General features: G+C 59.5%; 23 protein-coding genes. 12 read left to right on the plus strand and 11 right to left on the minus strand.

Annotated features, from left to right (window positions below; translation table 11 throughout):
- Positions 1-87: 87 nt before the first annotated feature.
- Positions 88-993, minus strand: a complete 906-nt coding sequence (locus tag ACMDB8_RS22360; RefSeq protein WP_409078396.1) for a flagellar protein MotY — start codon at positions 991-993, stop codon at positions 88-90.
- 159 nt (positions 994-1,152) lie between these two features.
- Between ACMDB8_RS22360 and pyrC the strand changes: the two genes are divergently transcribed.
- Together pyrC and rnt are read left to right on the plus strand one after the other, a co-directional pair.
- Complete coding sequence (gene pyrC / locus ACMDB8_RS22365; RefSeq protein ID WP_056726142.1) at positions 1,153-2,199, plus strand: dihydroorotase; 1,047 nt, start codon at positions 1,153-1,155, stop codon at positions 2,197-2,199.
- Complete coding sequence (gene rnt / locus ACMDB8_RS22370) at positions 2,196-2,873, plus strand: ribonuclease T (RefSeq protein WP_046043606.1); 678 nt, start codon at positions 2,196-2,198, stop codon at positions 2,871-2,873. The genes pyrC and rnt overlap by 4 nt, the downstream gene beginning before the upstream one ends.
- Before the next feature lie 88 nt (positions 2,874-2,961).
- Here the strand turns inward: rnt and ACMDB8_RS22375 are convergent, their stop codons facing one another.
- Positions 2,962-3,564 carry a peroxiredoxin gene (locus ACMDB8_RS22375; protein WP_056726143.1) on the minus strand — a complete coding sequence of 201 codons (603 nt, stop codon included), beginning with the start codon at positions 3,562-3,564 and terminating at the stop codon, positions 2,962-2,964.
- A 310-nt stretch (positions 3,565-3,874) separates the two neighbouring features.
- Between ACMDB8_RS22375 and ACMDB8_RS22380 the strand changes: the two genes are divergently transcribed.
- Both ACMDB8_RS22380 and bfr read left to right on the plus strand, forming a co-directional pair.
- Complete coding sequence (locus ACMDB8_RS22380) at positions 3,875-4,093, plus strand: bacterioferritin-associated ferredoxin (RefSeq protein ID WP_008053520.1); 219 nt, start codon at positions 3,875-3,877, stop codon at positions 4,091-4,093.
- A 198-nt stretch (positions 4,094-4,291) separates the two neighbouring features.
- The gene (gene bfr, locus ACMDB8_RS22385; RefSeq protein ID WP_056726144.1) at positions 4,292-4,765 is read left to right on the plus strand and encodes a bacterioferritin; all 474 of its coding nucleotides are present in this window, start codon (positions 4,292-4,294) and stop codon (positions 4,763-4,765) included.
- A gap of 161 nt (positions 4,766-4,926) precedes the next feature.
- Here the strand turns inward: bfr and grxD are convergent, their stop codons facing one another.
- A complete protein-coding gene (grxD, locus tag ACMDB8_RS22390; protein ID WP_046042012.1) occupies positions 4,927-5,268 on the minus strand; it encodes a Grx4 family monothiol glutaredoxin in 342 nt (113 codons plus the stop codon).
- A 97-nt stretch (positions 5,269-5,365) separates the two neighbouring features.
- Positions 5,366-7,474 (minus strand): molybdopterin oxidoreductase family protein, encoded by a 2,109-nt coding sequence (locus ACMDB8_RS22395; protein ID WP_409078397.1) that lies wholly within the window; start codon positions 7,472-7,474, stop codon positions 5,366-5,368.
- 574 nt (positions 7,475-8,048) lie between these two features.
- On the opposite strand from ACMDB8_RS22395, the gene argF reads away from it, so the two are divergent.
- Positions 8,049-8,969 (plus strand): ornithine carbamoyltransferase, encoded by a 921-nt coding sequence (argF, locus tag ACMDB8_RS22400; RefSeq protein WP_032829900.1) that lies wholly within the window; start codon positions 8,049-8,051, stop codon positions 8,967-8,969.
- Complete coding sequence (locus ACMDB8_RS22405; protein ID WP_056726146.1) at positions 8,966-10,075, plus strand: ABC transporter ATP-binding protein; 1,110 nt, start codon at positions 8,966-8,968, stop codon at positions 10,073-10,075. Before argF ends, ACMDB8_RS22405 begins: the two co-directional genes overlap by 4 nt.
- A 116-nt stretch (positions 10,076-10,191) precedes the next feature.
- On the opposite strand, the gene ACMDB8_RS22410 is transcribed toward ACMDB8_RS22405, so the two are convergent.
- The gene (locus ACMDB8_RS22410; RefSeq protein WP_056726147.1) at positions 10,192-10,974 is read right to left on the minus strand and encodes a PhzF family phenazine biosynthesis protein; all 783 of its coding nucleotides are present in this window, start codon (positions 10,972-10,974) and stop codon (positions 10,192-10,194) included.
- Positions 10,975-11,080: 106 nt separating this feature from the next.
- On the minus strand, positions 11,081-11,551 hold the full coding sequence (gene ybaK / locus ACMDB8_RS22415; RefSeq protein WP_007971306.1) for a Cys-tRNA(Pro) deacylase: 471 nt from the start codon (positions 11,549-11,551) through the stop codon (positions 11,081-11,083).
- A 347-nt stretch (positions 11,552-11,898) separates the two neighbouring features.
- Between ybaK and ACMDB8_RS22420 the strand changes: the two genes are divergently transcribed.
- The 4 genes from ACMDB8_RS22420 to glpD all read left to right on the plus strand — a co-directional run bounded on the left by ACMDB8_RS22420 (position 11,899) and on the right by glpD (position 16,924).
- Positions 11,899-12,750: an MIP/aquaporin family protein gene (locus ACMDB8_RS22420; protein WP_409078431.1), complete on the plus strand. Its 852-nt coding sequence runs from the start codon at positions 11,899-11,901 to the stop codon at positions 12,748-12,750.
- Positions 12,751-12,824: 74 nt separating this feature from the next.
- A complete protein-coding gene (gene glpK, locus ACMDB8_RS22425) occupies positions 12,825-14,330 on the plus strand; it encodes a glycerol kinase GlpK (RefSeq protein ID WP_223541842.1) in 1,506 nt (501 codons plus the stop codon).
- A gap of 95 nt (positions 14,331-14,425) precedes the next feature.
- A complete protein-coding gene (locus tag ACMDB8_RS22430) occupies positions 14,426-15,181 on the plus strand; it encodes a DeoR/GlpR family transcriptional regulator (protein WP_056726150.1) in 756 nt (251 codons plus the stop codon).
- A gap of 204 nt (positions 15,182-15,385) precedes the next feature.
- On the plus strand, positions 15,386-16,924 hold the full coding sequence (gene glpD / locus ACMDB8_RS22435; RefSeq protein WP_056726330.1) for a glycerol-3-phosphate dehydrogenase: 1,539 nt from the start codon (positions 15,386-15,388) through the stop codon (positions 16,922-16,924).
- Positions 16,925-16,991: 67 nt separating this feature from the next.
- Here glpD and ACMDB8_RS22440 read toward each other — a convergent pair whose 3' ends face one another.
- The 3 genes from ACMDB8_RS22440 to ACMDB8_RS22450 form a co-directional block, all read right to left on the minus strand.
- Positions 16,992-18,098: an NADH:flavin oxidoreductase/NADH oxidase gene (locus tag ACMDB8_RS22440; RefSeq protein WP_056726151.1), complete on the minus strand. Its 1,107-nt coding sequence runs from the start codon at positions 18,096-18,098 to the stop codon at positions 16,992-16,994.
- Positions 18,099-18,364: 266 nt separating this feature from the next.
- On the minus strand, positions 18,365-20,074 hold the full coding sequence (recJ, locus tag ACMDB8_RS22445; RefSeq protein WP_409078398.1) for a single-stranded-DNA-specific exonuclease RecJ: 1,710 nt from the start codon (positions 20,072-20,074) through the stop codon (positions 18,365-18,367).
- A 66-nt stretch (positions 20,075-20,140) separates the two neighbouring features.
- A complete protein-coding gene (locus ACMDB8_RS22450) occupies positions 20,141-20,683 on the minus strand; it encodes a YaeQ family protein (RefSeq protein ID WP_007971297.1) in 543 nt (180 codons plus the stop codon).
- A 147-nt stretch (positions 20,684-20,830) separates the two neighbouring features.
- Here ACMDB8_RS22450 and ACMDB8_RS22455 point away from each other — a divergent pair, with 147 nt between their 5' ends.
- Positions 20,831-22,030 carry a CaiB/BaiF CoA transferase family protein gene (locus tag ACMDB8_RS22455; protein WP_056726153.1) on the plus strand — a complete coding sequence of 400 codons (1,200 nt, stop codon included), beginning with the start codon at positions 20,831-20,833 and terminating at the stop codon, positions 22,028-22,030.
- Positions 21,984-22,952: a TIGR02285 family protein gene (locus ACMDB8_RS22460; protein ID WP_409078399.1), complete on the plus strand. Its 969-nt coding sequence runs from the start codon at positions 21,984-21,986 to the stop codon at positions 22,950-22,952. Before ACMDB8_RS22455 ends, ACMDB8_RS22460 begins: the two co-directional genes overlap by 47 nt.
- Before the next feature lie 169 nt (positions 22,953-23,121).
- Here ACMDB8_RS22460 and ACMDB8_RS22465 read toward each other — a convergent pair whose 3' ends face one another.
- The gene (locus tag ACMDB8_RS22465; protein ID WP_056726155.1) at positions 23,122-23,409 is read right to left on the minus strand and encodes a DUF3509 domain-containing protein; all 288 of its coding nucleotides are present in this window, start codon (positions 23,407-23,409) and stop codon (positions 23,122-23,124) included.
- Positions 23,410-23,570: 161 nt separating this feature from the next.
- Positions 23,571-24,926, minus strand: a complete 1,356-nt coding sequence (locus ACMDB8_RS22470; RefSeq protein WP_056726156.1) for a transporter substrate-binding domain-containing protein — start codon at positions 24,924-24,926, stop codon at positions 23,571-23,573.
- Between the last annotated feature and the right edge of the window lie 116 nt (positions 24,927-25,042).

A 25,042-nucleotide genomic window follows, 5' to 3' on the forward strand; every position in this document is an offset into this window, starting at 1 on the left:
CGCTCATGCAGAATAATTTACAGTGGCGCGACAGCTTATGACGACGAAGCGACAGATTATGTCGAGAGGGCGACGATGACCAAAGAGTCAGGAAGTTGCCGATGTGGCCGCTTTCGTCGCTTGCGGGGCGACTTGTTCCACTGGTGCTCCGCGCTCCAGGCGTACCGCTACTCGACGGTTCTTCGCACGGTTGATGTTGTTGGTGTTAGGCGCCACCGGATAACGCTCGCCATGGAAACGCAGGGTGATTTGCGACTCCTGGATGCCGTTGGCCTTGAAGAACTCCATCACTGCCAGGGCTCGGCGCCGCGACAGGTCGCGGTTGGTCAGGCGGTTGCCGCTGTTGTCGGAGTGCCCGTCGAGTTCAATGTGATTGACCGTCGGATCGGCCTTCATGTACTCCAGCATCACCTGCAGTTTGGCTTTTGCGGTGCTGTCGAGTTCGATTCCGCCGCCGGGGAAGCCGATTTCGGATTGCTTCACCTGTTCGAAATTCTGTGGCAACAGTTTCGCCACACAACCCTGGTAGTCGGCAAACGCTTGGGTGAACCTGACCGGTAACAAGCGTACTTCCGACACCCGCCCATCCCCCGAAGAATGTCGAACCACCGGGCTGCGACCGTCCATCAGGCCACTGATCAGACGCCCGGCCTGAACCTGTGAGCTGTTGAACAATACGTTGCCACTGCCGATTCTCACCGTGCCCAGGTTGATATCGTCACGACCCGGCTGCCACGGCGCGGCAGCGGCCAGCAAGGTCGCCGAACCACCGCCGATCATCGGGTTGTAGGCTTTCAGACGAAACGTCGCCTGCTCGCCGGCACGACGCACGAACTCGCCAGAGCCGAAGTCGGTAACCGGCTGAGTCAGGCGGCATTCGAACTTGTCGCCTTCGACCGTCCACTCAATGTTCTCCAGACGTGTCTGGAAAGTGAGCGCCATCGCCGGAAGGCTGGCAAACACACTGAGCAAGGCTAAATAACGCTGGCGCACGGGAGGCTCCACTGGTTTCTACAACAAAAAGACCGACACACACATGTTTACGGCATACCTGTTGGATATCGGAAGCTTCCTGCAAAACTTGATAGCGAGTGCCTGCAAGAGTCTTTTCCGGTAGCATTCCCTTGAGTTTGACCCGCCTGGAATCCCCTCATGTCCGACCGCCTGACCCTGCTGCGTCCCGACGACTGGCATATTCATCTTCGCGATGGTGCCGTGTTGACCAATACCGTCGCGGATGTCGCGCGCACCTTTGGCCGCGCCATCATCATGCCCAACCTGGTTCCACCGGTGCGCAATGCGGCCGAAGCCGACGGCTATCGCCAGCGGATTCTCGCTGCTCGCCCGGCCGGCAGCCTGTTCGAGCCACTGATGGTCCTGTACCTGACCGACCGCACCCAGCCCGAAGAAATTCGCGAGGCCAAGGCCAGCGGATTCATTCACGCCGCCAAGTTGTACCCGGCCGGCGCGACCACCAACTCGGATTCTGGCGTCACCAGCATCGACAAGATCTTCCCTGCACTCGAGGCCATGGCCGAAGTCGGGATGCCGCTGTTGATCCACGGTGAGGTCACCCGGGGCGATGTCGACGTGTTCGACCGCGAAAAAATCTTCATCGACGAGCACATGCGTCGCGTGGTCGAGCGTTTCCCGGCCCTCAAAGTGGTCTTCGAACACATCACCACCGCCGATGCCGTGCAGTTCGTCAACTCGGCTTCGGCCAACGTGGGCGCGACCATTACCGCGCATCACCTGTTGTACAACCGCAACCACATGCTGGTGGGTGGGATCCGGCCGCACTTCTATTGCCTGCCGATCCTCAAGCGCAATACCCACCAGGAAGCCCTGCTCGACGCGGCCACCAGCGGCAGCGAGAAGTTCTTCCTCGGCACCGACTCGGCCCCCCACGCCCAGCACGCCAAGGAAGCGGCCTGCGGTTGCGCCGGTTGCTACACCGCCTATGCGGCCATCGAGATGTATGCCGAAGCCTTCGAACAGCGCAATGCGCTGGACAAGCTCGAGGCCTTTGCCAGCCTCAATGGCCCTCGGTTCTATGGCCTGCCGGCCAACACCGATCGCATCACCCTGGTCCGCGAAGAGTGGACCGCCCCGACCAGCCTGCCATTTGGCGAGCTGACCGTTATCCCGCTGCGCGCCGGTGAAAAACTGCGCTGGCGCCTGCTGGAGGAACACGCGTGAGTGAAGACCATTTCGACGACGAACTGGAAGGCAATGGCGGCGGAGGCGGCCCGCGTCATCCAATGGCGGCCAGGTTCCGTGGTTACCTGCCGGTAGTCGTCGACGTAGAAACCGGTGGCTTCAATTCGGCCACCGACGCCCTGCTGGAGATCGCCGCGACCACCATCGCCATGGATGAAAAGGGTTTTGTTTACCCCGATCACACCTACTTCTTCCGTGTCGAGCCGTTCGAAGGCGCGAACATCGAAGCGGCGGCCCTGGAGTTCACCGGGATCAAGCTTGATCACCCGCTGCGCATGGCCGTGAGTGAAGAGTCTGCCCTGAACGATATCTTCCGCGGCGTGCGCAAGGCCCTCAAGGCCAATGGCTGCAAACGGGCGATCCTGGTCGGGCATAACAGCAGCTTCGACCTGGGCTTCCTCAATGCGGCGGTTGCGCGGCTGGACATGAAGCGCAATCCATTCCATCCGTTCTCCAGTTTCGATACCGCAACGCTCGCCGGCCTCGCTTACGGCCAGACCGTGCTGGCCAAGGCTTGCCAGGCAGCAGACATCGACTTCGACGGTCGCGAGGCTCACTCGGCTCGCTATGACACCGAGAAGACGGCAGAGCTGTTCTGCGGCATCGTCAATCGCTGGAAACAGATGGGTGGCTGGGAAGATTTCGACGACTGAGTCGGTCCCGGTGTTATCCCGCCCATAAAAAAACCGGCCTCGATGGCCGGTTTTTTTGTACCTGCTTTTTATAGCTGGAGCGTGCGCCTTACAGAGCGGCAGCGTGCTCGGTCAGGTAAGCGGCAACGCCTTCTGGCGAAGCGTTCATGCCTTTGTCGCCTTTTTTCCAGTTGGCAGGGCAGACTTCGCCGTTCGCTTCGTGGAATTGCAGAGCGTCGACCAGACGGATCAGCTCTTCCATGTTACGGCCCAGCGGCAGGTCGTTGATGATCTGCGAACGGACAACACCCTTGTCGTCGATCAGGAACGCGCCACGGAAAGCCACGCCGTCAGCGGACTGAACGTCGTAGGCCTTCATGATGTCCTGCTTGATGTCGGCAGCCATGGTGTAGCGAACCTGGCCGATACCGCCATTGTTCACTGGAGTGTTGCGCCATGCGTTGTGGGTGAAGTGCGAGTCGATCGAAACAGCGATCACTTCAACGTTGCGGGCCTTGAAGTCAGACATGCGGTTGTCCAGAGCGATCAGCTCGGACGGGCAAACGAAGGTGAAGTCCAGTGGGTAGAAGAACACCAGGCCGTATTTGCCTTTGATCGCCGAGGACAGGGTGAAGCTGTCAACGATCTCGCCATTGCCGAGTACGGCCGGTACGGTGAAGTCAGGGGCTTGTTTGCCTACGAGTACGCTCATTGGATATCTCCTGGTGTAATAACGTGAGAAACAGGTTTCGCATCAGCCTGCCACCCTGAGGCGACAGCCCTGTGACACGATCCCCGGTCGCAAAAGACCGGCCATCATACACCGCGTGTTTGAGCTGGCTTAGCTGTTTTTCCCCGTACGATGAAATCGCCGACGGTTTTGTTTCACCGATTTGCCAGGTAGACCGTTCGTCAGCCATACCCTTTTATGACGAAAAGTGCCCTGAAACCACTTTGACAATCATTCTCGTTAACATTAAGATCCATCGCAATTGAGTCACAATCAGCGACGGTCCTTCCCTATGTATGTTTGCCTCTGCACTGGTGTCACCGACGGTCAAATCCGCGATGCGATCTATGAAGGATGCTGCAGCTACAAGGAAGTCCGTGTGGCCACCGGCGTTGCCAGCCAGTGCGGCAAATGTGCCTGCCTCGCCAAGGAAGTGGTCCGCGAGACCCTGACCAAGCTGCAAACGGCCCAGGCTGCGATTCCTTTTCCAGCAGAATTTACAGCCGCTTGAATATCGAATTTCAAAGAACCGGACATATGTCCGGTTTTTTTATGCCTCAAAATCAACTAGTTATGCCCTAGACGCGGAACACAAACATTCTTATTCCGATTAATTTTCATTTAAGTTTCAATAACTTAGGTTTGACACTATTAAATACCCGGCTCAAACTCAGCTCTATTGACAGCTAATACAGGGCAGGACCCCATCATGAAAGGCGACGTTACAGTCATCCAGCATCTCAACAAGATCCTTGCCAATGAGCTGGTCGCGATCAATCAATACTTCCTGCATGCGCGCATGTATGAAGATTGGGGCCTGAACAAGCTCGGCAAGCACGAGTACCACGAATCCATCGACGAGATGAAGCACGCGGACAAGCTGATCAAGCGCATCCTGTTCCTTGAAGGCCTGCCGAACGTCCAGGACCTGGGCAAGCTGCACATCGGCGAGCACACCAAGGAAATGCTGGAGTGCGACCTGCGTATCGAGAAAACCGGCCATGCCGATCTCAAAGCGGCTATCGCTCATTGCGAAAAAGTTGGCGACTTTGGTAGCCGTGAGCTGCTTGAAGATATCCTCGAGTCCGAAGAAGAACATATCGACTGGCTGGAAACCCAATTGGGCCTGATCGATAAAGTGGGTCTTGAGAACTACCTGCAATCGCAGATGGGCGAAGAGTAGGAGCTGCCGCAGGCTGCGATCCTGGCGATTACAGCGGCAACTATGCAGTAACTTTTCGAACTTGATAAAAAGCCCCGCACTCTTTCGAGTAGCGGGGCTTTTTATTGCTGGAGATCAAAAGATCGCAGCCTGCGGCAGCTCCTACAGGGGAGCCAAGGGAATCAGGCTTCGGTCTTTGGAGCAGCAGCCTTGGCGGCGGCGTCCTTGATCAGGCTCTGCAGCGAACCATCAGCAGCCATTTCAGTCATGATGTCGCTGCCGCCGACCAGCTCACCGCCGACCCACAGTTGCGGGAAGGTTGGCCAGTTGGCGTATTTAGGCAGGTTGGCGCGGATTTCCGGGTTCTGCAGGATGTCCACGTACGCAAACTTTTCGCCACATGCCATCACGGCCTGCGCGGCTTTCGCGGAGAAGCCGCACTGCGGGGCATTCGGCGAGCCTTTCATGTAAAGCAGAATGGTGTTGTTGGCAATCTGCTCTTTAATCGTTTCGATGATATCCATGGAGCACCTCGACTGAACTTTCCGACTCATGGGTCGGCACGGTGGCGCATTGTAACGGAAAGCCGAGCGCCCTGCTCGGTCTCTCCGTCTGACTGATTCAAGCCGCCGCCACGGTCACCGGCACACCATTGAGTGCAGCATTTCCCGACAACTCGTCAAGCTGGCAGTCGTCGGTCAGATCGTTGGCGCTCGATCCCGGCTGGCTGCTGGCAATCGTCATTTGCACGCCCGGCCGCGCGTGTCCCCAGCCGTGAGGCAGGCTGACCACACCTTTCATCATGTCCAGACTGCCAAGCACTTCGACTTCGATCACGCCCACCCGCGAGCTGACCCGAACACGCTGTCCGTCGCTGAGCCCGCGACTGGCCAGGTCGTCCGGATGCATCAGCAACTGGTGACGTGGCTTGCCTTTCACCAACCGATGATAGTTATGCATCCATGAGTTGTTGCTGCGTACATGCCGGCGGCCAATCATCAACAACTCGTCGGCAGCCGGCGCCTGTAAGGCCGCGAAGCGCGCAAGGTCAGCGAGAATCGCGGCCGGTGCGGCCTGGATGCGTTGATTGGAAGTCTTCAGGCGGGGCGTCAGGTTAGGCTTGAGCGCGCCCAGATCGACGCCATGGGGATGATCGAACAAGGTCGCCAGAGACAGCTTGTGCTCTGAGTTGTCACCGTACATTCCCATGCGCAGGCCACGATCGATCATTTGCGCCGGGGCAATGGTGGGCTTCAATTCTTTGCCGGTCCTGGCGGCAAATGCCTTGGCCAGGCCGACGAAAATCTCCCAGTCGTGCAAGGCACCTTCGGGCTTGGCGAGGATGGCGCGGTTGAAACGGCTGACGTTGCGCACCGCGAACAGGTTGAACGTGGTGTCGTAATGATCGTTTTCCAGCGCCGATGTGGACGGCAGGATCAGGTCGGCGTAACGCGTGGTTTCATTGATGTACAGGTCGATACTGACCATGAACTCCAGCCCGTCCAGCGCCTGCTCAAGCTTTCGGCCATTGGGTGTGGACAGTACCGGATTGCCTGCCACGGTGATCAACGCGCGGACTTGCCCTTCCCCTTCGGTGAGCATCTCCTCGGCCAACGCCGAGACAGGTAGTTCTCCGGCGTACTCCGGACGCCCGGAGACCCGGCTCTGCCACAGATTGAAATGCCCGCCCGAAGTCGTCGCCACCAGGTCCACTGCTGGCTCCGTACACAGGGCACCACCCACGCGGTCGAGATTGCCGGTGACCAGGTTGATCAACTGCACCACCCAGTGGCACAGCGTACCGAAGGCTTGGGTCGAAACGCCCATGCGGCCATAGCAGACAGCACTGGGCGCCGCGGCAAAGTCCCGCGCCAACTGGCGGATCTGTTCGGCCGGCACGGCGCACAACGGGCTCATGGCCTCGGCGGTGAACGGCGCGACGGCCTCCCGCACGTCCTCAAGGCCGTCCACCGGCAGATGGCTGTCGCGGGTCAGACCTTCAGCGAACAAGGTATTGAGCAGGCCGAACAACAGCGCGGCATCCCCCCCCGGGCGCACGAACAAGTGCTGGTCGGCAATCGCCGCCGTCTCACTACGACGCGGATCGACTACCACCACTTTGCCGCCACGGGCCTGTATCGCCTTCAAGCGCTTTTCCACATCCGGCACGGTCATGATGCTGCCATTCGAAGCCAGCGGGTTGCCGCCCAGGATCAGCATGAAATCGGTGTGATCGATGTCCGGGATCGGCAACAGCAAACCGTGGCCGTACATCAAATGACTGGTCAGGTGATGGGGCAATTGATCGACCGAGGTGGCGGAAAACCGGTTGCGGGTTTTCAGCGGGCCAAGGAAGTAATTGCTGTGGGTCATCAGCCCGTAATTGTGCACGCTCGGGTTGCCCTGATAGACCGCCACGGCATTTTGCCCGTGATGCTCCTGAATGGCGGCGAGACGATCGGCGACCAGATTGAATGCCGCTTCCCACTCGATGGGCTGCCATTCATTACCCACTCGCTGCATCGGTTGACGCAGGCGATCCGGATCGCTCTGTATGTCTTGCAACGCCACGGCCTTGGGGCAGATGTGCCCACGGCTGAACGTATCCTGGGGGTCGCCCTTGATCGAAGTGATCTGGACGTTACCGCCTTCGACCTCGGTGGTTTCGATGGTCAGGCCACAGATGGCTTCGCACAAATGGCAAGCACGGTGATGGAGAGTCTTGGTCATGGCCAGTCTCTGTCTTGTTTTGGGCGGGCAACGTTGGCCGCGGAAACAAAACTATGGCGCCAGAGACGCCGCCACGCCAGCGACGTTCATCTTGTGAATCGAGGGTTATCAGGCCAGCCGATGGCCGTCCGGGTTCAGTTCGAAGGCAGCCTGGGCGGCGCTTGCAACTGGATTTCCTGAAGGGTTTCAATCGGCCCGTGAGGGCCATGCACTCCGGTCAGCTCGCCGATCAGGCGCCAGTGCTCGTCGAGCCCGGCGCTGATGAATGACAGGTCAGAAACCGACTGTCAGCGCACCATTGCCGCCCAGCCTGATTGCCAAGCCCCGAGGGGCCGGTGTACAAATGAACCGCTGCTATCAGGAAACAGGCTTCAAATGCGCTACCTCGGTAAACCCGTAGCACCTCTGAAACTCCCTAAAAACTGTAGCCCTATTGGTAAGACGCGACATTTAATTATAAGATCGCGCCTCCCCCTATTTCGTCGCCCCGTGCGGCTTACGCCGCAGGTCTCGCCCGTTGTTCCGTTAAACAAGGCTTTGAGCATCTGCGGTTTGTAGCAAAAGGTAGTCAATGATGAGCGCAAGGCACTTTCTCTCCCTGATGGATTGCACGCCCGAAGAGCTGGTCAGCGTGATCCGTCGAGGCGTTGAGCTCAAGGACCTGCGTAACCGCGGCGTACTGTTCGAGCCTCTGAAAAACCGCGTGCTCGGGATGATTTTCGAGAAATCCTCGACCCGCACCCGGATCTCCTTCGAAGCCGGCATGATCCAGCTCGGTGGCCAGGCGATCTTCCTGTCACCCCGTGACACCCAACTGGGCCGTGGCGAGCCGATCGGCGACGCCGCCATTGTCATGTCGAGCATGCTTGATGCGGTGATGATCCGTACGTTTTCCCACAGCACCCTGACCGAATTCGCCGCCAATTCGCGCGTCCCGCTGATCAATGGCCTGTCCGATGACCTGCACCCGTGCCAGTTGCTGGCAGACATGCAGACCTTCCTCGAACACCGCGGCTCCATCCAGGGCAAGACCGTGGCCTGGATCGGCGACGGCAACAACATGTGCAACAGCTATATAGAAGCGGCGATCCAGTTCGACTTCCAGTTGCGCGTTGCCTGTCCGGAAGGCTACGAGCCCAACCCGGTGTTCCTGGCCAAGGCCGGCGATCGGGTCACCATCGTTCGCGATCCGAAGGAAGCCGTGCGTGGTGCGCACCTTGTGAGCACCGACGTCTGGACCTCCATGGGCCAGGAAGAGGAAACCGCCAAGCGCCTGCAACTGTTCGCACCGTATCAGGTCAACCGCGCCCTACTCGATCTGGCCGCTGAGGACGTGCTGTTCATGCACTGCCTGCCGGCGCACCGTGGCGAGGAAATCAGTGTCGACCTGCTCGACGACCCGCGCTCCGTGGCCTGGGATCAAGCCGAAAACCGTCTACATGCGCAAAAGGCCTTGCTCGAATTCCTCGTTCCGCCTTCGTACCATCACGCATGAGCCAGCCATTACTGCTTAACCTGCGCAACCTCGCCTGCGGCTATCAAGACCAGCGCGTGGTGCAGAACCTCAACCTGCACCTGAACGCAGGCGACATCGGTTGCCTGCTGGGCTCTTCGGGCTGCGGCAAGACCACCACCCTGCGGGCGATTGCCGGTTTCGAACCCGTTCACGAAGGCGAAATCCAGCTGGCTGGCGAAACCATCTCCAGCGCCGGTTTCACCCTCGCGCCGGAGAAACGTCGTATCGGCATGGTGTTCCAGGACTACGCGCTGTTTCCGCATTTGAGCGTGGCCGACAACATCGCCTTCGGCATTCGCAAGCATCCGCAAAAGGATCGCGTGACCGAAGAACTGCTGGAACTGGTCAACCTGAAGAACCTCGGCAAGCGTTTCCCCCACGAGCTTTCCGGTGGTCAGCAGCAACGTGTCGCCCTGGCCCGCGCCCTGGCGCCAGAACCGCAACTGCTGCTGCTCGACGAACCGTTCTCCAACCTTGATGGCGAATTGCGCCGCAAGCTCAGCCATGAAGTACGCGACATCCTCAAGGCCCGTGGCACCAGCGCGATTCTGGTGACTCACGACCAGGAAGAAGCCTTCGCGGTCAGCGACCACGTTGGCGTGTTCAAGGAAGGTCGCCTGGAACAGTGGGATACGCCCTACAACCTGTATCACGAACCCCTGACACCCTTTGTCGCGAGTTTCATCGGCCAGGGCTATTTCATTCGCGGTCAGTTGAGCAGCCCCGAGTCGGTGCAAACCGAGCTGGGTGAGTTGCGCGGCAATCGGGCCTACACCTGGCCGGTAGGCGGCGCCGTGGACGTGCTGCTGCGCCCGGACGATATCGTCTATGCGCCGGACAGCGCACTGAAGGCGCGAATTTCCGGCAAGACGTTCCTGGGTGCATCGACCCTGTATCGATTGCAACTGCCGACTGGCGCACAGCTGGAATCGATCTTCCCGAGCCATGTCGATCGTCAGGTTGGAGCGCAAGTGGGTATTCGTGTCGCGGCTGAACACCTGGTGCTGTTCCAGGCTTCCGGCAGCACGGCGGCGCAGATTCCGGTGGCTGAATCCGGTGTCCGCCGCTACAGCACCGCCAACTGATACACACGAAACAATTGTGGGAGCGGGCTTGCTCGCGAAGGCGGTGTGTCAGCCAATGATGATGTTGACTGACAGTCCGCATTCGCGAGCAAGCCCGCTCCCACACTGGATTTGCGTTAACCCAGCATCAGCGTTCCGCTTGCTACGAGCGTCGCATGCCCGCCGATCTTCACCCGATCGCCTTCCAGTTGGCAGAACAACGCCCCACCCCGCGCCGAACGCTGAAAAGCCGTCAGGCTCGATTTACCCAAACGCTTTGACCAGTACGGAATCAGAAGGCAATGGGTCGATCCGGTGACCGGATCTTCGTTGATGCCGATTGCCGGCGCGAAATAACGGGACACGAAATCGTGCTGCTCGCCCCGCGCCGTCACGATGGCGCCCAGCCATGGCAGTTTCGCCAGGGCCACCATGTCCGGCTTGCAGTCGAGCACGGCTTGCTCGGACTCCAGCACCACGAATAGCTCATTCGAAGCCAGTACCTCGAGAGCTTTCACGCCCAGTGCACGCTCGATGTCCGGGATTACGTTCACCGGCGACGCAGTGATCGCCGGGAAATCCAGCCACAGGCGCCCACCTTCACGGGTCACGCTCAACGGGCCGGACTTGCAGGTGAAGTCCAGTCGCTCGACGGGCTCTTTATAGATCTCGAACAGCACATGGGCGCTAGCCAGCGTCGCGTGACCGCACAATGGCACCTCGGTGGTCGGCGTAAACCAACGGATGTGCCAGCCCTGCCCTTCACGCACGACAAACGCCGTCTCGGCGAGGTTGTGCTCAGCGGCAATCTTTTGCATCAGCTCATCGGCGAGCCAGGTATCGAGCCGATAGACCATTGCCGGATTGCCGCTGAATGACTGATTGCTGAACGCGTCGACCTGATGAAACTCAAGCTGCATAACCTTCTCCCTTTGTCAGACCGTCGAGCATGCCGCGCTGGCCCAACTGGCACCAGTGACAGAGCAGGCTGATTTTCACCATACAGAGCTGCACCCGCTTAGAGGCTCACGCACGGCCGATATCGGCAAACTTCGCCTGGGTGTGTTCGGCCAGCACTGCCGGTGCCAGCTCGACTTCCAGCCCACGTCGACCCGCACTGACAAAAATGCTGGCGAAGGGCTGGGCCGAATTATCAATGAAGGTACGCAAACGCTTTTTCTGCCCCAGCGGACTGATCCCGCCCAACAGATATCCAGTGGAGCGCTGCGCTGCTGCCGGGTCGGCCATTTCGACCTTTTTCACGCCCGCGGCGTGGGCCAGTCCTTTCAAGTCCAGGCTGCCGACAACCGGCACCACGGCCACCAGCAACTCGCCCTTTTCACTGGCCGCCAGCAAGGTCTTGAACACCTGAGCCGGATCGAGCCCGAGTTTTTCCGCCGCTTCCAATCCGTAGGAGGCGGCCTTCGGGTCATGTTCGTAACTGTGTACGCGATGTTCGGCCCGAACCTTTTTCAACAAATCCAATGCGGGGGTCATGACAGCTCCAGACTGGGCGACAGTAGAAAAATACTGCGCCCGATTCTAGGACATTGATCATTAAAAGGCTCTACGGCGGCGTATCCATAACGCCATTGCCTGGCCATCCCATTCCTCAACAACCCGTTCATTCATACAGCGAATAGTTTTTTTGTGACCGACGGTTCACTTTCGACCTTTGACAGCAGCGTTTCTTGTCTATATTTTTTCGTTTATGAAACTGTACGAAACGTCCTACCGCTGCACCCAGCAGTAAACCGCGACCAGGATGGGGATCCTGCCTCGGCGAAAAACGCGCTCCGACCATGATGGAAAAAAGCGCCAGACAACAAAAAAAAGAGGTTTCAATGACAATTGCTTTACAACAACCGTCGCTCTCGAGCCAATGCATGGCCGAGTTCCTGGGTACGGCGCTGCTAATTTTTTTTGGTACAGGTTGTGTTGCCGCGCTCAAGGTCGCGGGTGCCAGTTTTGGCTTGTGGGAAATCAGCATTATCTGGGGCGTCGGCGTCAGCATGGCGATCTACCTTACCGCCGGAGTTTCCGGTGCTCATCTGAACCCCGCCGTCAGCATTGCCCTGAGCATTTTCGCGGACTTCGAAAAACGTAAATTGCCTTTCTACATACTTGCCCAGGTGGCGGGCGCCTTCTGTGGAGCGTTGTTGGTCTACACCCTCTACAGCAATCTATTTTTCGAATTCGAACAAACTCACCACATGGTTCGCGGCACTCAAGCCAGCCTTGAATTGGCCTCCGTGTTCTCCACCTTTCCGAATCCTGTGCTGACCACCGCCCAGGCATTTCTGGTCGAGGTGATCATCACGGCCATCCTGATGGGCGTGATCATGTCCCTGACCGATGACAATAATGGCCTGCCCAAAGGCCCGTTGGCACCGCTGCTGATCGGCCTGCTGATTGCGGTGATCGGCAGTTCGATGGGACCGCTGACCGGTTTTGCCATGAACCCTGCGCGGGACTTCGGTCCGAAACTGATGACTTTCTTCGCTGGCTGGGGTGAAATTTCCTTCACCGGCGGACGCGATATCCCGTATTTCCTGATTCCTGTTTTTGCACCGATTGTCGGTGCCTGCCTCGGTGCCGCCGCCTATCGCGGGTTGATTGCCCGCCATCTGCCCAGCGCCGTACCTGCTACAAAGGATGCAACAGCTGCCATTGACGGCAAACCCAGAACTTCTTGATTCCGTTGGCGCGTGCCACTGCCCTTTGATCGCGCGCCAGACCTCACTCCCTTATTTCGTCCAAGGCAATCGACATGACCGACACACAGAATAAGAACTACATCATTGCCCTCGATCAGGGTACGACCAGCTCCCGCGCAATCATTTTCGATCGCGACGCGAACGTGGTCTGCACCGCCCAACGGGAGTTCGCGCAGCATTACCCGCAAGCCGGTTGGGTCGAACACGATCCGATGGAAATCTTCGCCACCCAAAGCGCCGTGATGGTCGAGGCCCTGGCGCAAGCCGGCCTGCACCACGACCAGGTGGCAGCCATCGGCATCACCAACCAGCGCGAAACCACCGTGGTCTGGGACAAGAACACCGGCCGCCCGATCTACAACGCGATCGTCTGGCAGTGCCGCCGCAGCACCGAGATCTGCCAGCAACTCAAGCGCGATGGCCACGAGCAATACATCAGCGATACCACCGGCCTGGTCACCGACCCATATTTCTCCGGTACCAAGCTCAAGTGGATCCTCGACAACGTCGAAGGCAGCCGCGAACGCGCGCGCAACGGTGAGCTGCTATTCGGCACGGTCGACAGCTGGCTGATCTGGAAATTTACCGGCGGCAAGGTGCATGTCACCGACTACACCAACGCTTCGCGCACCATGCTCTTCAACATCCACACCCTGGAGTGGGACGCGAAGATGCTGGAAGTGCTGGATATTCCGCGCGAAATGCTTCCGGAAGTTAAATCGTCCTCGGAAATTTATGGCCGCACCAAAAGCGGAATCGCCATCGGCGGCATCGCTGGCGACCAGCAAGCCGCCCTGTTCGGCCAGATGTGCGTCGAGCCAGGCCAGGCGAAAAACACCTACGGCACTGGCTGCTTCCTGTTGATGAACACCGGCGACAAAGCGGTGAAATCCCGACACGGCATGCTCACCACCATCGCTTGCGGCCCACGTGGCGAAGTCGCTTACGCGCTCGAAGGCGCAGTGTTCAACGGCGGTTCTACCGTGCAGTGGCTGCGTGACGAACTGAAAATCATCAACGACGCCCACGACACCGAATACTTCGCCAACAAGGTCAAGGACAGCAACGGCGTGTACCTGGTGCCGGCCTTTACCGGTCTTGGCGCTCCCTACTGGGACCCGTACGCCCGTGGAGCACTGTTCGGCCTGACCCGCGGCGTACGCGTGGATCACATCATTCGTGCCGCGCTGGAGTCGATTGCCTACCAGACCCGCGACGTGCTCGACGCCATGCAGCAGGACTCCGGCGAACGCCTCAAGGCCCTGCGCGTGGATGGCGGCGCTGTGGCCAACAACTTCCTCATGCAGTTCCAGGCCGACATCCTCGGCACGCAGGTCGAGCGTCCGCAAATGCGTGAAACCACGGCACTGGGCGCGGCTTACCTGGCAGGCCTGGCCTGTGGCTTCTGGGGTAGCCTGGAAGAGTTGCGCGGCAAGGCCGTGATCGAGCGCAAGTTCGAGCCGACGCTGGATGAAACGGCGAAGGAAAAACTCTACGCAGGATGGAAAAAAGCGGTCAGCCGCACCCGAAATTGGGCGGCTGAAGACGAGGCTGAATAAGCGAACTCCAGTTCCCGTATCTGTATGTAACTGGTAGGGAGGGGATTCCTGCGGCATCATGGGCAAATTTTGCACGGCAGCCCAAAGGACGCCCCATGAATCTGCCTCCCCGTCAGCAGCAAATCCTCGAACTGGTCCGCGAACGCGGCTATGTCAGCATCGAGGAAATGGCCACTCTGTTCGTAGTAACCCCGCAGACCATTCGCCGCGACATCAATCAGCTCGCGGAAGCCAATTTGTTGCGTCGCTACCACGGCGGCGCGGCTTACGACTCCAGCGTTGAAAACACCGCCTACGCCATGCGCGCCGATCAGATGCGCGACGAGAAACAGCGTATCGGCGAAGCCATTGCCACACAGATTCCCGACCATGCCTCGTTGTTCATCAACATCGGCACGACCACCGAGTCCATTGCCCGGGCACTGCTCAACCACAGCCACCTGAAAATCATCACCAACAACCTGCACGTCGCCTCCATGCTCAGTGCCAAGGACGACTTCGACGTACTGCTGACCGGTGGCAATGTACGGCGTGACGGCGGCGTGGTCGGTCAGGCCAGTGTCGACTTCATCAACCAGTTCAAGGTCGACTTCGCCCTGGTCGGCATCAGCGGCATCGATGAAGACGGCAGCCTGCTGGACTTCGACTATCAGGAAGTGCGGGTATCCCAGGCGATCATCGCCAATGCCCGGCAAGTGATCCTCGCGGCCGACTCCAGCAAGTTCGGGCGCAACGCCATGATTCGCTTGGGGCCGATCAGCCTGGTTGATTGCCTGGTCACCGATCAGCAGCCTTCCCCGGCGCTGGCGCAGTTGTTGAACCAGCACAAGGTTCGGCTGGAAGTCGTTTAACCCCTTCCCAGTCTTAAAAGATCGCCCCGCGCTCGGGCGATCTTTTGCTTTTATGTTCGTAAATTTTCCTTTAACCGCCCTTCGATGAGTATTTTCAATCGAATCTGACTGGCTGTGCGCGTCTTTATGGGCTAGTATTTTCGCAAATGAACATTAATGTTCGAATTCAAATACAGAACATCAAAGAATTCCGAGGCCGTGCCGATGCCCACTTCCACCTTGCCTACGCCCCCTCTCGCCGAGGTCTACGATATCGCCGTCATCGGTGGCGGGATCAATGGCGTGGGGATCGCAGCGGATGCCGCCGGTCGCGGTCTTTCGGTGTTCCTTTGTGAAAAGGATGACCTGGCCAGCCATACCTCGTCGGCCAGCAGCAAGCTGATCCACGGCGGCCTGCGCTACCTCGAACATTACGAATTCCGCCTGGTGCGCGAAGCCCTGGCCGAACGTGAAGTGCTGTTGGCGAAGGCTCCGCACATCGTCAAGCAAATGCGTTTCGTGTTGCCGCACCGCCCGCACCTGCGCCCTGCCTGGATGATTCGTGCCGGTCTGTTCCTCTATGACAACCTGGGCAAGCGCGAGCAACTGCAAGGTTCGAAAAGCCTGAAGTTCGGCCCCGACAGCGCGCTCAAAAGCGAGATCACCAAGGGCTTCGAATACTCAGATTGCTGGGTCGATGACGCGCGCCTGGTGGTGTTGAACGCCATGGCCGCCAGGGAAAAAGGCGCCCACGTTCATACCCAGACCCGCTGCGTCAGCGCACGCCGCACCAAGGGTCTGTGGCACCTGCACCTGGAACGCGCCGACGGCAGCCTGTTTTCGATCCGCGCCAAGGCACTGGTGAACGCGGCCGGGCCATGGGTCGCCAGGTTCATTCGTGATGACTTGAAGATGGAGTCGCCATACGGCATCCGCCTGATCCAGGGCAGCCACCTGATCGTGCCGAAACTGTACGAAGGCGAACACGCGCACATCCTGCAAAACGAAGATCAGCGCATCGTGTTCACCATTCCGTACCTGAATCACTTCACCCTGATCGGCACCACCGACCGCGAATACACCGGCGATCCGGCGAAAGTGGCAATTACCGACGGCGAAACCGATTACCTGTTGAACGTAGTCAACGCCCATTTCAAAAAGCAAATTAGCCGCGACGACATTCTGCACAGCTATTCAGGTGTGCGTCCGCTGTGCAACGACGAGTCCGACAACCCGTCGGCCGTGACCCGCGATTACACCCTGGCGCTGTCTGGCACTGGCGAAGAGGCTCCGTTGCTGTCGGTGTTCGGCGGCAAGCTCACCACCTATCGCAAACTGGCCGAGTCGGCACTGGCGCAACTGGCACCCTACTTCAAGCACATCAAGCCAAGCTGGACCGCCAGCGCCACGCTGCCGGGCGGTGAAGACATGACCACCCCGCAAGCCTTGAGCTCGCGTATCCGCGACAAATTCGACTGGGTACCGAGCGAGATCGCGCGCCGCTGGGCCACCACCTACGGCAGCCGTACCTGGCGCATGCTCGAAGGCGTACAGGACCTCGGCGATATGGGCGAGCACATCGGCGGCGGTCTCTACACCCGCGAAGTCGACTATCTGTGCAGCGAAGAATGGGCCACCAGCGCCCACGACATCCTCTGGCGTCGCAGCAAGCTCGGCTTGTTCACGACGACGGCCGAACAGGAAAAGCTCAAGGGCTACCTGAGCCAGGTCGAAAAGAATCGCAGCAAGATCGAAGCGGCCTGATCGGTCACCGGCATAAACAAAAGCCCCTGAATCTCGCGATTCAGGGGCTTTTTCGTATCGATGGATTTCAGTCGCGCAAATCCGATTCATGAATCGGCTGCTCACGGTGAGTCGCCCGCTGATACTGCGCCGGCCATACAGCCTTGTGCCCGCCCAGATCGTCATCCGCGTGCAGCGCCCAGTACGGATCGCGCAACAACTCACGAGCGAGGAAGATGATGTCCGCCTGACAGGTGCGCAGGATGTGCTCGGCCTGGGCCGGCTCGGTGATCATGCCGACCGTACCGGTGGCCATGCCCGACTCCTTGCGCACCCGCTCGGCGAAGCGGGTCTGGTAACCCGGCCCAGTGGGAATCTCCGCATTCACCGCCGTCCCGCCCGACGAGACGTCGATCAGGTCGACCCCCAGGGCCTTGAGGCGTCGTGCCAGCTCCACGGTTTCATCGGGGTTCCAGCCGTCTTCCACCCAGTCGGTGGCCGATACCCGGACAAACACCGGCAACTCTTCAGGCCACACCGCACGCACCGCTTCGGTGACTTGCAGCACCAGCCGAATGCGATTTTCGAACGAACCGCCATATTGATCGCGACGCTGATTGCTCAACGGTGACAGGAACTGATGCAGCAGGTAACCATGGGCCGCATGCACTTCGACCACCTTGAAACCGGCCGTCAGTGAGCGCTTTGCCGCATCGACAAAGGCCTGGATGACCTTGGCGATCTCGCCGTCATCGAGTTGCCTGGGTTGGGTGTGCTGTGGATCGAATGCAATCGGTGAAGGGCCGACCGGCACCCAGCCGCCTTCATCGGGCTTGACGCTGCCATGCTTGCCGAGCCACGGCCGGTAGGTGCTTGCCTTACGCCCGGCATGAGCCAGCTGAATGCCGGCAACGGCGCCCTGGGCGGTGATAAAGCGGGTGATACGTTGCAGGGGTTCGATCTGTTCGTCATTCCAAAGACCGAGGTCCTCGGCCGTGATACGCCCGTCGGCGGTGACCGCCGTGGCTTCGGTAAACACCAGCCCGGCCCCGCCGACAGCGCGGCTGCCGAGGTGGACAAGGTGCCAGTCATTGGCCAGGCCATCGGCACTGGAGTACTGGCACATCGGCGATACCGCGATGCGGTTGGGCAGGGTCAATTGGCGAAGGGTAAAGGGTTCAAGCAGCAGACTCATGGGGCACCTCTCGAATCAGTGGGCAGGCTCCAGGTTCTGTTTGAATAGTCGACGAGTGACAGGAAAAAGGTACAACACCCGCCCCCGCGGGCAAAAAATTCGACAAGACGTCACAAGGCCAAAATCAAGCAGTGCTTAGAGCCTAGTCGACATCGGAGATCAGTGGAGGGTTCAAGAAAAGATCGCAGCCTTCGGCAGCTCCTACAGGTGTACGTCATGCCTTTGTAGGAGCTGCCGAAGGCTGCGATCTTTTGATCTTTAACGCACTATCGCGGTTCGATGTGGGCAATCATCAATTGAACCGTCTCGTTGCCACGAAACTCGTTGAGGTCGAGCTTGTAGGCCAGTTCCACCCACTTGATGGTCGGATTCGGCCAGATGTCGCGGTCGATCCCGAAGGCAATGCCGTCGAGTTTCACCGAACCACACTCACTTTTGAGCACGACTTTAAGGTGCCGCTCGCCAACGACACGCTGCTCGACCAACTGGAATACCCCATGAAACAACGGCTCCGGGAAGTGCTGACCCCAAGGGCCGGCATGCCGCAGGGCACGTGCCAGTTCCAGGTGGAACTCTTCCACCGCCAGGGTGCCGTCCGACAACAGACGGCCCGTCAGGTCTTCTTCGCGCAGTTGCCGGCGCACTTCAGCGTCGAAGGCTTCGGCGAACAAGGGGAAATTCGCTTCCGGCAGCGTCAGGCCGGCCGCCATCGCGTGCCCACCGTATTTGGTGATCAGATTCGGATGCTGCGCCGCCACCACGCTCAAGGCGTCGCGGATGTGAAAGCCCTGGACCGAACGCCCCGAGCCCTTGAGCAAACCATCCCCGGCATCGGCAAAGGCGATGGTCGGGCGGAAATAGCGCTCTTTCATCCGTGACGCGAGGATACCGATGACCCCCTGGTGCCACTCGGGATCGAACAGGCACAAGCCGAACGGCATCGACTCCACCGGCAGATCCTTGAGCTGTGCCAGCGCTTCGCGCTGCATGCCTTGTTCGATGGATTTGCGATCCTGGTTCATGCCGTCCAGTTGCGCCGCCATCTCACGGGCCAGACCGGCGTCTTCGGTCAGCAGGCACTCGATGCCCAGGCTCATATCGTCAAGGCGCCCTGCAGCGTTCAGGCGTGGCCCGACAATGAAACCCAGGTCAGTGGAGGTGATGCGCGCATGATCGCGCTTGGCCACTTCCAGGATCGCCTTGATCCCCGGCCGGGCACGTCCGGCGCGAATCCGTTCCAGGCCCTGATGCACCAGAATCCGGTTGTTGGCATCCAGCGGCACCACATCGGCCACGCTGCCCAGAGCCACCAGGTCGAGCAGTTCGCCGATATTCGGCTGCGGCGTGCTTGTGTACCAGCCCAGCTCGCGCAGCCGCGCGCGCAGGGCCATCAGCACGTAGAAAATCACCCCGACGCCGGCCAGCGCCTTGCTCGGAAACTCGCAACCGGGCTGGTTCGGATTGACGATGGCATCGGCCAGCGGCAGTTCGTCACCGGGCAAGTGGTGATCGGTGACGAGCACCTTGAGCCCGGCCTTTTTCGCCGCTGCCACGCCTTCGACGCTGGAGATGCCGTTGTCGACGGTAATCAGTAAATGCGGCTGACGCTCGAGCGCCACCGCGACGATTTCCGGCGTCAGGCCGTAGCCGTAGTCGAATCGGTTGGGCACCAGGTAATCGACATGTGCCGCACCCAGCAAACGCAGGCCCAGCGTGCCCACGGTACTGGCCGTCGCGCCGTCGGCATCGAAGTCGCCGACGATCAGGATGCGCTGACGCTGCTCAAGTGCCGTGACCAGCAAATCCACCGCCGCATCGATGCCCTTGAGTTGCTGGAACGGAATCAACCGCGCCAGGCTCTTGTCCAGTTCCGCCTCGGACAGCACGCCCCGAGCCGCGTACAGGCGGGTCAACAGCGGCGGAATATCACCGAGGAATGGCAGGGTGTCGGGCAGCTGGCGAGGTTCGATGCGCATGGGGTGAAAGATGCTTCTCTTCAATACGTAGGATAAGACCGGGTGACGCGGTGCAGCAGCGAAAAATCAGCCGCGCTCACCGGCCAGCCACTGCAGCTGGACTTCGTGCTGACCACGGTCGTCGGTGACGAAAATCGTTCCTTCGCTGATCATCACGTCCCACTTGATGACGCGGGGCATGTCTTTGGCCAGGGTTTCCAGGACTTCCTGAGGCACGGCAGCGATGTTGACGTTCTTCAGGTTTTTCACCGCCGGCACCACTTTGCCCTCCCACACACGCAGGCTGCCATAGGCCAGCAGGCTGGTACGCTCAGTGCGGCGCGAGCACCAGGTCAGGCGCTCGGCATCCGGCTGGCCGACTTCGATCCAGTGCAGGACGCGGTCATCCAGGCTTTTTTCCCACAAGGCCGGTTCATCCACTTCTGACAGACCACGGCCAAAAGACAGCTGCTCGTTGTACCAGAGGGCGTAGGCCAGCAGGCGCACGGTCATGCGCTCTTCGGTTTCCGAAGGATGACGGGCGATGGTCTGCTTCACGCTCTCATAGACGCTGCGGTCGAGGTCGGTGAGGTTCAGTTCAAACTTGTAGGTCGTGGACGGCTGGGCCATGAACGGGCTTCTTGATACGAGGAAAGGCGGCAAGTCTAACCGATGCAACGGGCAATCCACGAATTGAACACCATCAAGCTGGAGCGTCGGACAGTCGGCTATGCTAAAACGCTCTATTCGCCCAACCTTTGCCCCACAGGATCCAGCATGCCGTTCACCGCCAAACCGCTTTCCGGTCTGAAAGTCATCGAATTGGGCACATTGATTGCCGGCCCGTTTGCCTCGCGCATTTGCGCTGAATTCGGTGCCGACGTGATCAAGATCGAATCCCCGGACGGCGGTGATCCATTGCGCAAATGGCGCAAGTTGTATGAAGGTACTTCGTTGTGGTGGTTCGTCCAGGCTCGCAACAAAAAGTCCCTGACCCTCAATCTCAAGCATCCCGATGGTCAGGCGATCCTGAAACAGCTGCTGGGTGAGGCAGACATCCTGATCGAAAACTTTCGCCCCGGCGTCCTGGAAAAACTCGGCCTGGGCTGGGACGTCCTGCACGCCCTGAACCCGAAGCTGGTCATGGTGCGGCTGTCGGGTTTCGGCCAGACCGGCCCGATGAAGGATCAGCCCGGCTTTGGCGCTGTCGGTGAATCCATGGGGGGGCTGCGCTACATCACCGGCTTCGAAGACCGCCCACCGGTGCGCACCGGCATTTCCATCGGCGACTCGATTGCCGCGCTCTGGGGCGTGATCGGCGCGTTGATGGCCCTGCGTCATCGTGAAGTCAACGGCGGCCAGGGGCAAGTGGTGGACGTGGCGCTGTACGAAGCCATCTTCGCGATGATGGAAAGCATGGTCCCGGAGTTCGACGTGTTCGGCTTCATCCGCGAACGCACGGGCAATATCATGCCCGGCATCACTCCGTCCTCGATCCACACCAGTGCCGATGGCAAGCACGTGCAGATAGGCGCCAATGGCGACGCGATTTTCAAACGCTTCATGCTGATCATTGGCCGCGAAGACCTGGCCAACGACACCCAGCTTGCCAGCAACGATGGCCGCGATGCCCGACGCGACGAGATTTATGGCGTCATCGATCGCTGGGTCAATTCGCTGCCGCTCGACACGGTGCTGGCGCAGCTCAATCAGGCCGAAGTGCCGGCCAGCCGGATCTTCAGCGCCGAAGACATGTTCAATGACCCTCAGTACCTGGCACGGGAAATGTTCCTGCAAGCCAAGCTGCCGGACGGCAAAGACTTCAAGATGCCGGGCATTGTGCCGAAACTCTCAGAGACACCCGGGGAATGTGAATGGGTCGGGCCACAACTGGGTGAGCACAACGCACAGGTACTCCAGGAACTTGGCTATGACGCGACGCAGATCGCACAATTGCGCAAAGACGGAGCCATCTGAACTGAGGCGCCTGCCTGCATGGGACATTGGACCCTGCCCGTCACGCGGCGGGTGGCTGCTGTGCGTGCTGGCGATTTCGCTTCTGCTCCTTGAACCGGTCCCCTCAGCCCTGGCGCAAACCAGGGAAACCCTGATCTGGCTCAAGCGCAACCTGCCGCCACTGACGATCTTCGAGGGGCCGAAAAAAGGCCAGGGCGTAATCGATCAACTGCTTCCACTGTTGATTGCCAGCATGCCGCAATACCAGCACAGCGTGATGAGGGTCAATCGCGCACGCGGATTGCAAATGCTCCACGAGCCGTCCCTCGTCTGCGATGCGGCGCTGAACTGGAGCAAGGAACGGGAACAGTGGATCGCCTTTTCCATCCCGGTCTTCCGTGCCATGAGTAATGGCCTGGCCGTGCGGCGCGTCGACCAGAAAGCGCTGGCCCCTTTTATCAAGGACGGCGAAGTGGACCTGGCAGCACTGCTCGCCAGCGGCAGCGAAAAACTGGGGATCATTGCCGAGCGCAATTACGGCGAATACCTCGACGCACTGCTCAAGCAAGCGCCGGCCGACGCGCTGACCGCTCATTACGGTAACGACGCCTTGGGCAGCCTGCTGCAGATGCAGCGCCTGGGACGCTTGCGCCTGCTGTTGGGTTATCGCCCGGAAATTCGCTACCAGGCCTCTCTGCAAGGCATTGCCGAGGATGAATTGCAGTTCTATCCGATCCGTGGCGCGGGCAAATACCTGTCCGGTTACATCGGTTGCACCGACACGCCAAAGGGCCGGCAGGCCATTGTCGAGATCAACCAGGTGCTGCGCACCCTTCCCCGTGAACGCCTTGACGAGGCCTACGCCGCCTGGCTGGATCCGGAGAGTCGCAACGATTACCTGAAAGATACCAAGGCGTTTTTCGACGACCTGGCATCCCCCTGACAAATCCCGGGCAAAAGAAACCCCGAGAAGTGGGGAGACGACTCGGGGTTAAACGTGGTCTGTTTGGAGACCAGTAGCAGCAAGCTACAAGCACCGGAGCACAATGCTTGATCCTGCTGTTACAAAGTCTGACTGACCTGGGCGCGGGAAGGTTCCCGCAAATAACCTTTCAGTTGCGACTGGCCAGCAGCTTGTCCTGCGCCGCATTACGCAATGCCGCAATGACACAAGGCTCAAGACGTCCTTCAGCAATCAGCACGTCGCGATGCAAACCGTCGACCACATCCGTCAGCAAGCGTTTGTCATTCAACTGGGCCTGATTGAACTCGCGCTCGACAACGGTGGCGCCCATAGCATTCTTCAGGGTCACCCGGCATTCGCCACGAATGCCTGACGGGGTCAACGTAACCTGATACGGGCTCAGCGCCTCACCGAGCAACAGACTGATACTTTCCATCCCGATCACCACTCAATAGTCCGAAAACAACGTGCCTGGGGCATGCCTACAACAAATGACCGCTGGCCCGAGAAGAAAGTTCTGGATACTGACCGCAGGCGAACCTGCAACCCAGTCAAGTGAGCATGCACGGCGAACATGACAGAGAAAAAACGCCATCATCACGCCTGTCGGGTGCGCCGGGCGATGTCGGCCCATCCCCCCAGCAATCCCCGTAGCTGGCCATCGGCCGTGTAAAACGGCACCGTCCACTGGTAGATATCCCTGACTCCGTCCTTGAACATCAATTGACGCTCGAAAAAGCGCGTCCTGCGTGAACTCAATTGCGCCATGTACTCGGCATGCAGCAGTTCCGCGGTTTGCCTGGGCATGGCGTCGACCTCAATCAACTGCCGCCCCTGCATCCGGTCAAAACGCGTCGACAAGGCGTCCTCATAACTTTTGTTGCACATGATCAAGCACCCTTGCAGATCACGGACAAACATCGGGTCAGGCATGGCATCCATCAGGGCATGCTGGAAAGCGAGTTGATCGCGCAGATTGCTTTGGGCCTCGACCCGTTGCCTGACCACCACCGCCAACCGTCGGTTCCAGAGCAGGGACAACAGACCGAACAGGCCGACCACCAACACGCCCCAGCAAACCCACTGGTCAATCCGCTGCCAGAGGTCAGGCGCCTGTGGCACGGTAGCGCCGCCGAACCACTTCAGGCGAAGGCCGCGCAACTCCTGTTCAGAAAACGCCTCAAGCGCCTTATTGAGGATACTCAACAGCTGCGGCTGGCCTTTGCGCAACGTCAGATAATCCGCATCCCATTTACCCGGTACCACAGCCCCGACCTGCAACCGCCCCGACGGAAAAAGCCGGGCGCCGATTTCGTTCTCGATGGTGACGTAGGCTTCATCGCTTTCAACCCATGCACGGGCTTCGGCGTGGGTTTTAACCGAACGCAATTCGATGGCTGGATAATCGCGACGGATCACCGCTTCCAGTGCATGCCGGGTCGGCAGCACCAGTACCCGCTTCGCCATATCCTCCAGCGTTTGCACCGGCGGTGCCCCGGCCCGCCCGACAAAGACCCATCCTGCACCGCCGAATGCATGGCTGAAATCGAGAAACGCATTGCGTTCGTCATTCATCGCCAGCGTCGTACTCAAATCCGCAGCGCCGTTTTCCAGATGGGCCAGCATCTGGTCGGTGGAGAAAGACTCCTGGTAAACGAACTGCAACCCCGTCATCTCACTGATGCGCTTGAGCAGGTCACTGTTCAAGCCCGTCCATTGGCCTTGTTCATCCTTGAACAGGTACAACGGGTATTCCAGTGCCGTGACCACGACCCGTGGATGGCTGGCCATCCACTGCAACTCCTGGTCATCCAGCACGACCATTGAGCGTGCGACAGGCTTTCCACGCTCCTGAATCGACGCAGGGTTCGCCCCGCCCCATTCGGCGATTCCCAGCATGCCGAATAAAATCAGCCAGCGCGCGACTGGCTTGAACACACTTGTAAACAGCATTCCCACGTCCTTGGTGATCCATTCGCCTGTCCCTTCGCGGCGATAACACGACAAGTGTGCATGCAGAAATGAAAAAGCCCGTCAGGAGACGGGCTTCAAAATGTAACAGCGCTGAC

The sequence above is a fragment of the Pseudomonas monachiensis genome, assembly GCF_047345015.1.
GTDB lineage: Bacteria > Pseudomonadota > Gammaproteobacteria > Pseudomonadales > Pseudomonadaceae > Aquipseudomonas > Aquipseudomonas monachiensis.

What these genes read in the sequence shown, in the direction of transcription:
- bfr (WP_056726144.1), top strand. Translation starts at nt 4,292, where the DNA reads ATGAAAGGCGACGTTACAGTCATCCAGCATCTCAACAAGATCCTTGCC.
- ACMDB8_RS22410 (WP_056726147.1), bottom strand. Translation starts at nt 10,974, where the DNA reads ATGCAGCTTGAGTTTCATCAGGTCGACGCGTTCAGCAATCAGTCATTC.
- glpD (WP_056726330.1), top strand. Translation starts at nt 15,386, where the DNA reads ATGCCCACTTCCACCTTGCCTACGCCCCCTCTCGCCGAGGTCTACGAT.
- ACMDB8_RS22460 (WP_409078399.1), top strand. Translation starts at nt 21,984, where the DNA reads ATGACGCGACGCAGATCGCACAATTGCGCAAAGACGGAGCCATCTGAA.
- ACMDB8_RS22395 (WP_409078397.1), bottom strand. Translation starts at nt 7,474, where the DNA reads ATGACCAAGACTCTCCATCACCGTGCTTGCCATTTGTGCGAAGCCATC.
- ACMDB8_RS22450 (WP_007971297.1), bottom strand. Translation starts at nt 20,683, where the DNA reads ATGGCCCAGCCGTCCACGACCTACAAGTTTGAACTGAACCTCACCGAC.
- ACMDB8_RS22405 (WP_056726146.1), top strand. Translation starts at nt 8,966, where the DNA reads ATGAGCCAGCCATTACTGCTTAACCTGCGCAACCTCGCCTGCGGCTAT.
- ACMDB8_RS22470 (WP_056726156.1), bottom strand. Translation starts at nt 24,926, where the DNA reads ATGCTGTTTACAAGTGTGTTCAAGCCAGTCGCGCGCTGGCTGATTTTA.
- ACMDB8_RS22375 (WP_056726143.1), bottom strand. Translation starts at nt 3,564, where the DNA reads ATGAGCGTACTCGTAGGCAAACAAGCCCCTGACTTCACCGTACCGGCC.
- ACMDB8_RS22455 (WP_056726153.1), top strand. Translation starts at nt 20,831, where the DNA reads ATGCCGTTCACCGCCAAACCGCTTTCCGGTCTGAAAGTCATCGAATTG.
- ACMDB8_RS22430 (WP_056726150.1), top strand. Translation starts at nt 14,426, where the DNA reads ATGAATCTGCCTCCCCGTCAGCAGCAAATCCTCGAACTGGTCCGCGAA.
- pyrC (WP_056726142.1), top strand. Translation starts at nt 1,153, where the DNA reads ATGTCCGACCGCCTGACCCTGCTGCGTCCCGACGACTGGCATATTCAT.
- argF (WP_032829900.1), top strand. Translation starts at nt 8,049, where the DNA reads ATGAGCGCAAGGCACTTTCTCTCCCTGATGGATTGCACGCCCGAAGAG.
- ybaK (WP_007971306.1), bottom strand. Translation starts at nt 11,551, where the DNA reads ATGACCCCCGCATTGGATTTGTTGAAAAAGGTTCGGGCCGAACATCGC.
- recJ (WP_409078398.1), bottom strand. Translation starts at nt 20,074, where the DNA reads ATGCGCATCGAACCTCGCCAGCTGCCCGACACCCTGCCATTCCTCGGT.
- glpK (WP_223541842.1), top strand. Translation starts at nt 12,825, where the DNA reads ATGACCGACACACAGAATAAGAACTACATCATTGCCCTCGATCAGGGT.
- ACMDB8_RS22380 (WP_008053520.1), top strand. Translation starts at nt 3,875, where the DNA reads ATGTATGTTTGCCTCTGCACTGGTGTCACCGACGGTCAAATCCGCGAT.
- ACMDB8_RS22420 (WP_409078431.1), top strand. Translation starts at nt 11,899, where the DNA reads ATGACAATTGCTTTACAACAACCGTCGCTCTCGAGCCAATGCATGGCC.
- grxD (WP_046042012.1), bottom strand. Translation starts at nt 5,268, where the DNA reads ATGGATATCATCGAAACGATTAAAGAGCAGATTGCCAACAACACCATT.
- ACMDB8_RS22465 (WP_056726155.1), bottom strand. Translation starts at nt 23,409, where the DNA reads ATGGAAAGTATCAGTCTGTTGCTCGGTGAGGCGCTGAGCCCGTATCAG.
- ACMDB8_RS22440 (WP_056726151.1), bottom strand. Translation starts at nt 18,098, where the DNA reads ATGAGTCTGCTGCTTGAACCCTTTACCCTTCGCCAATTGACCCTGCCC.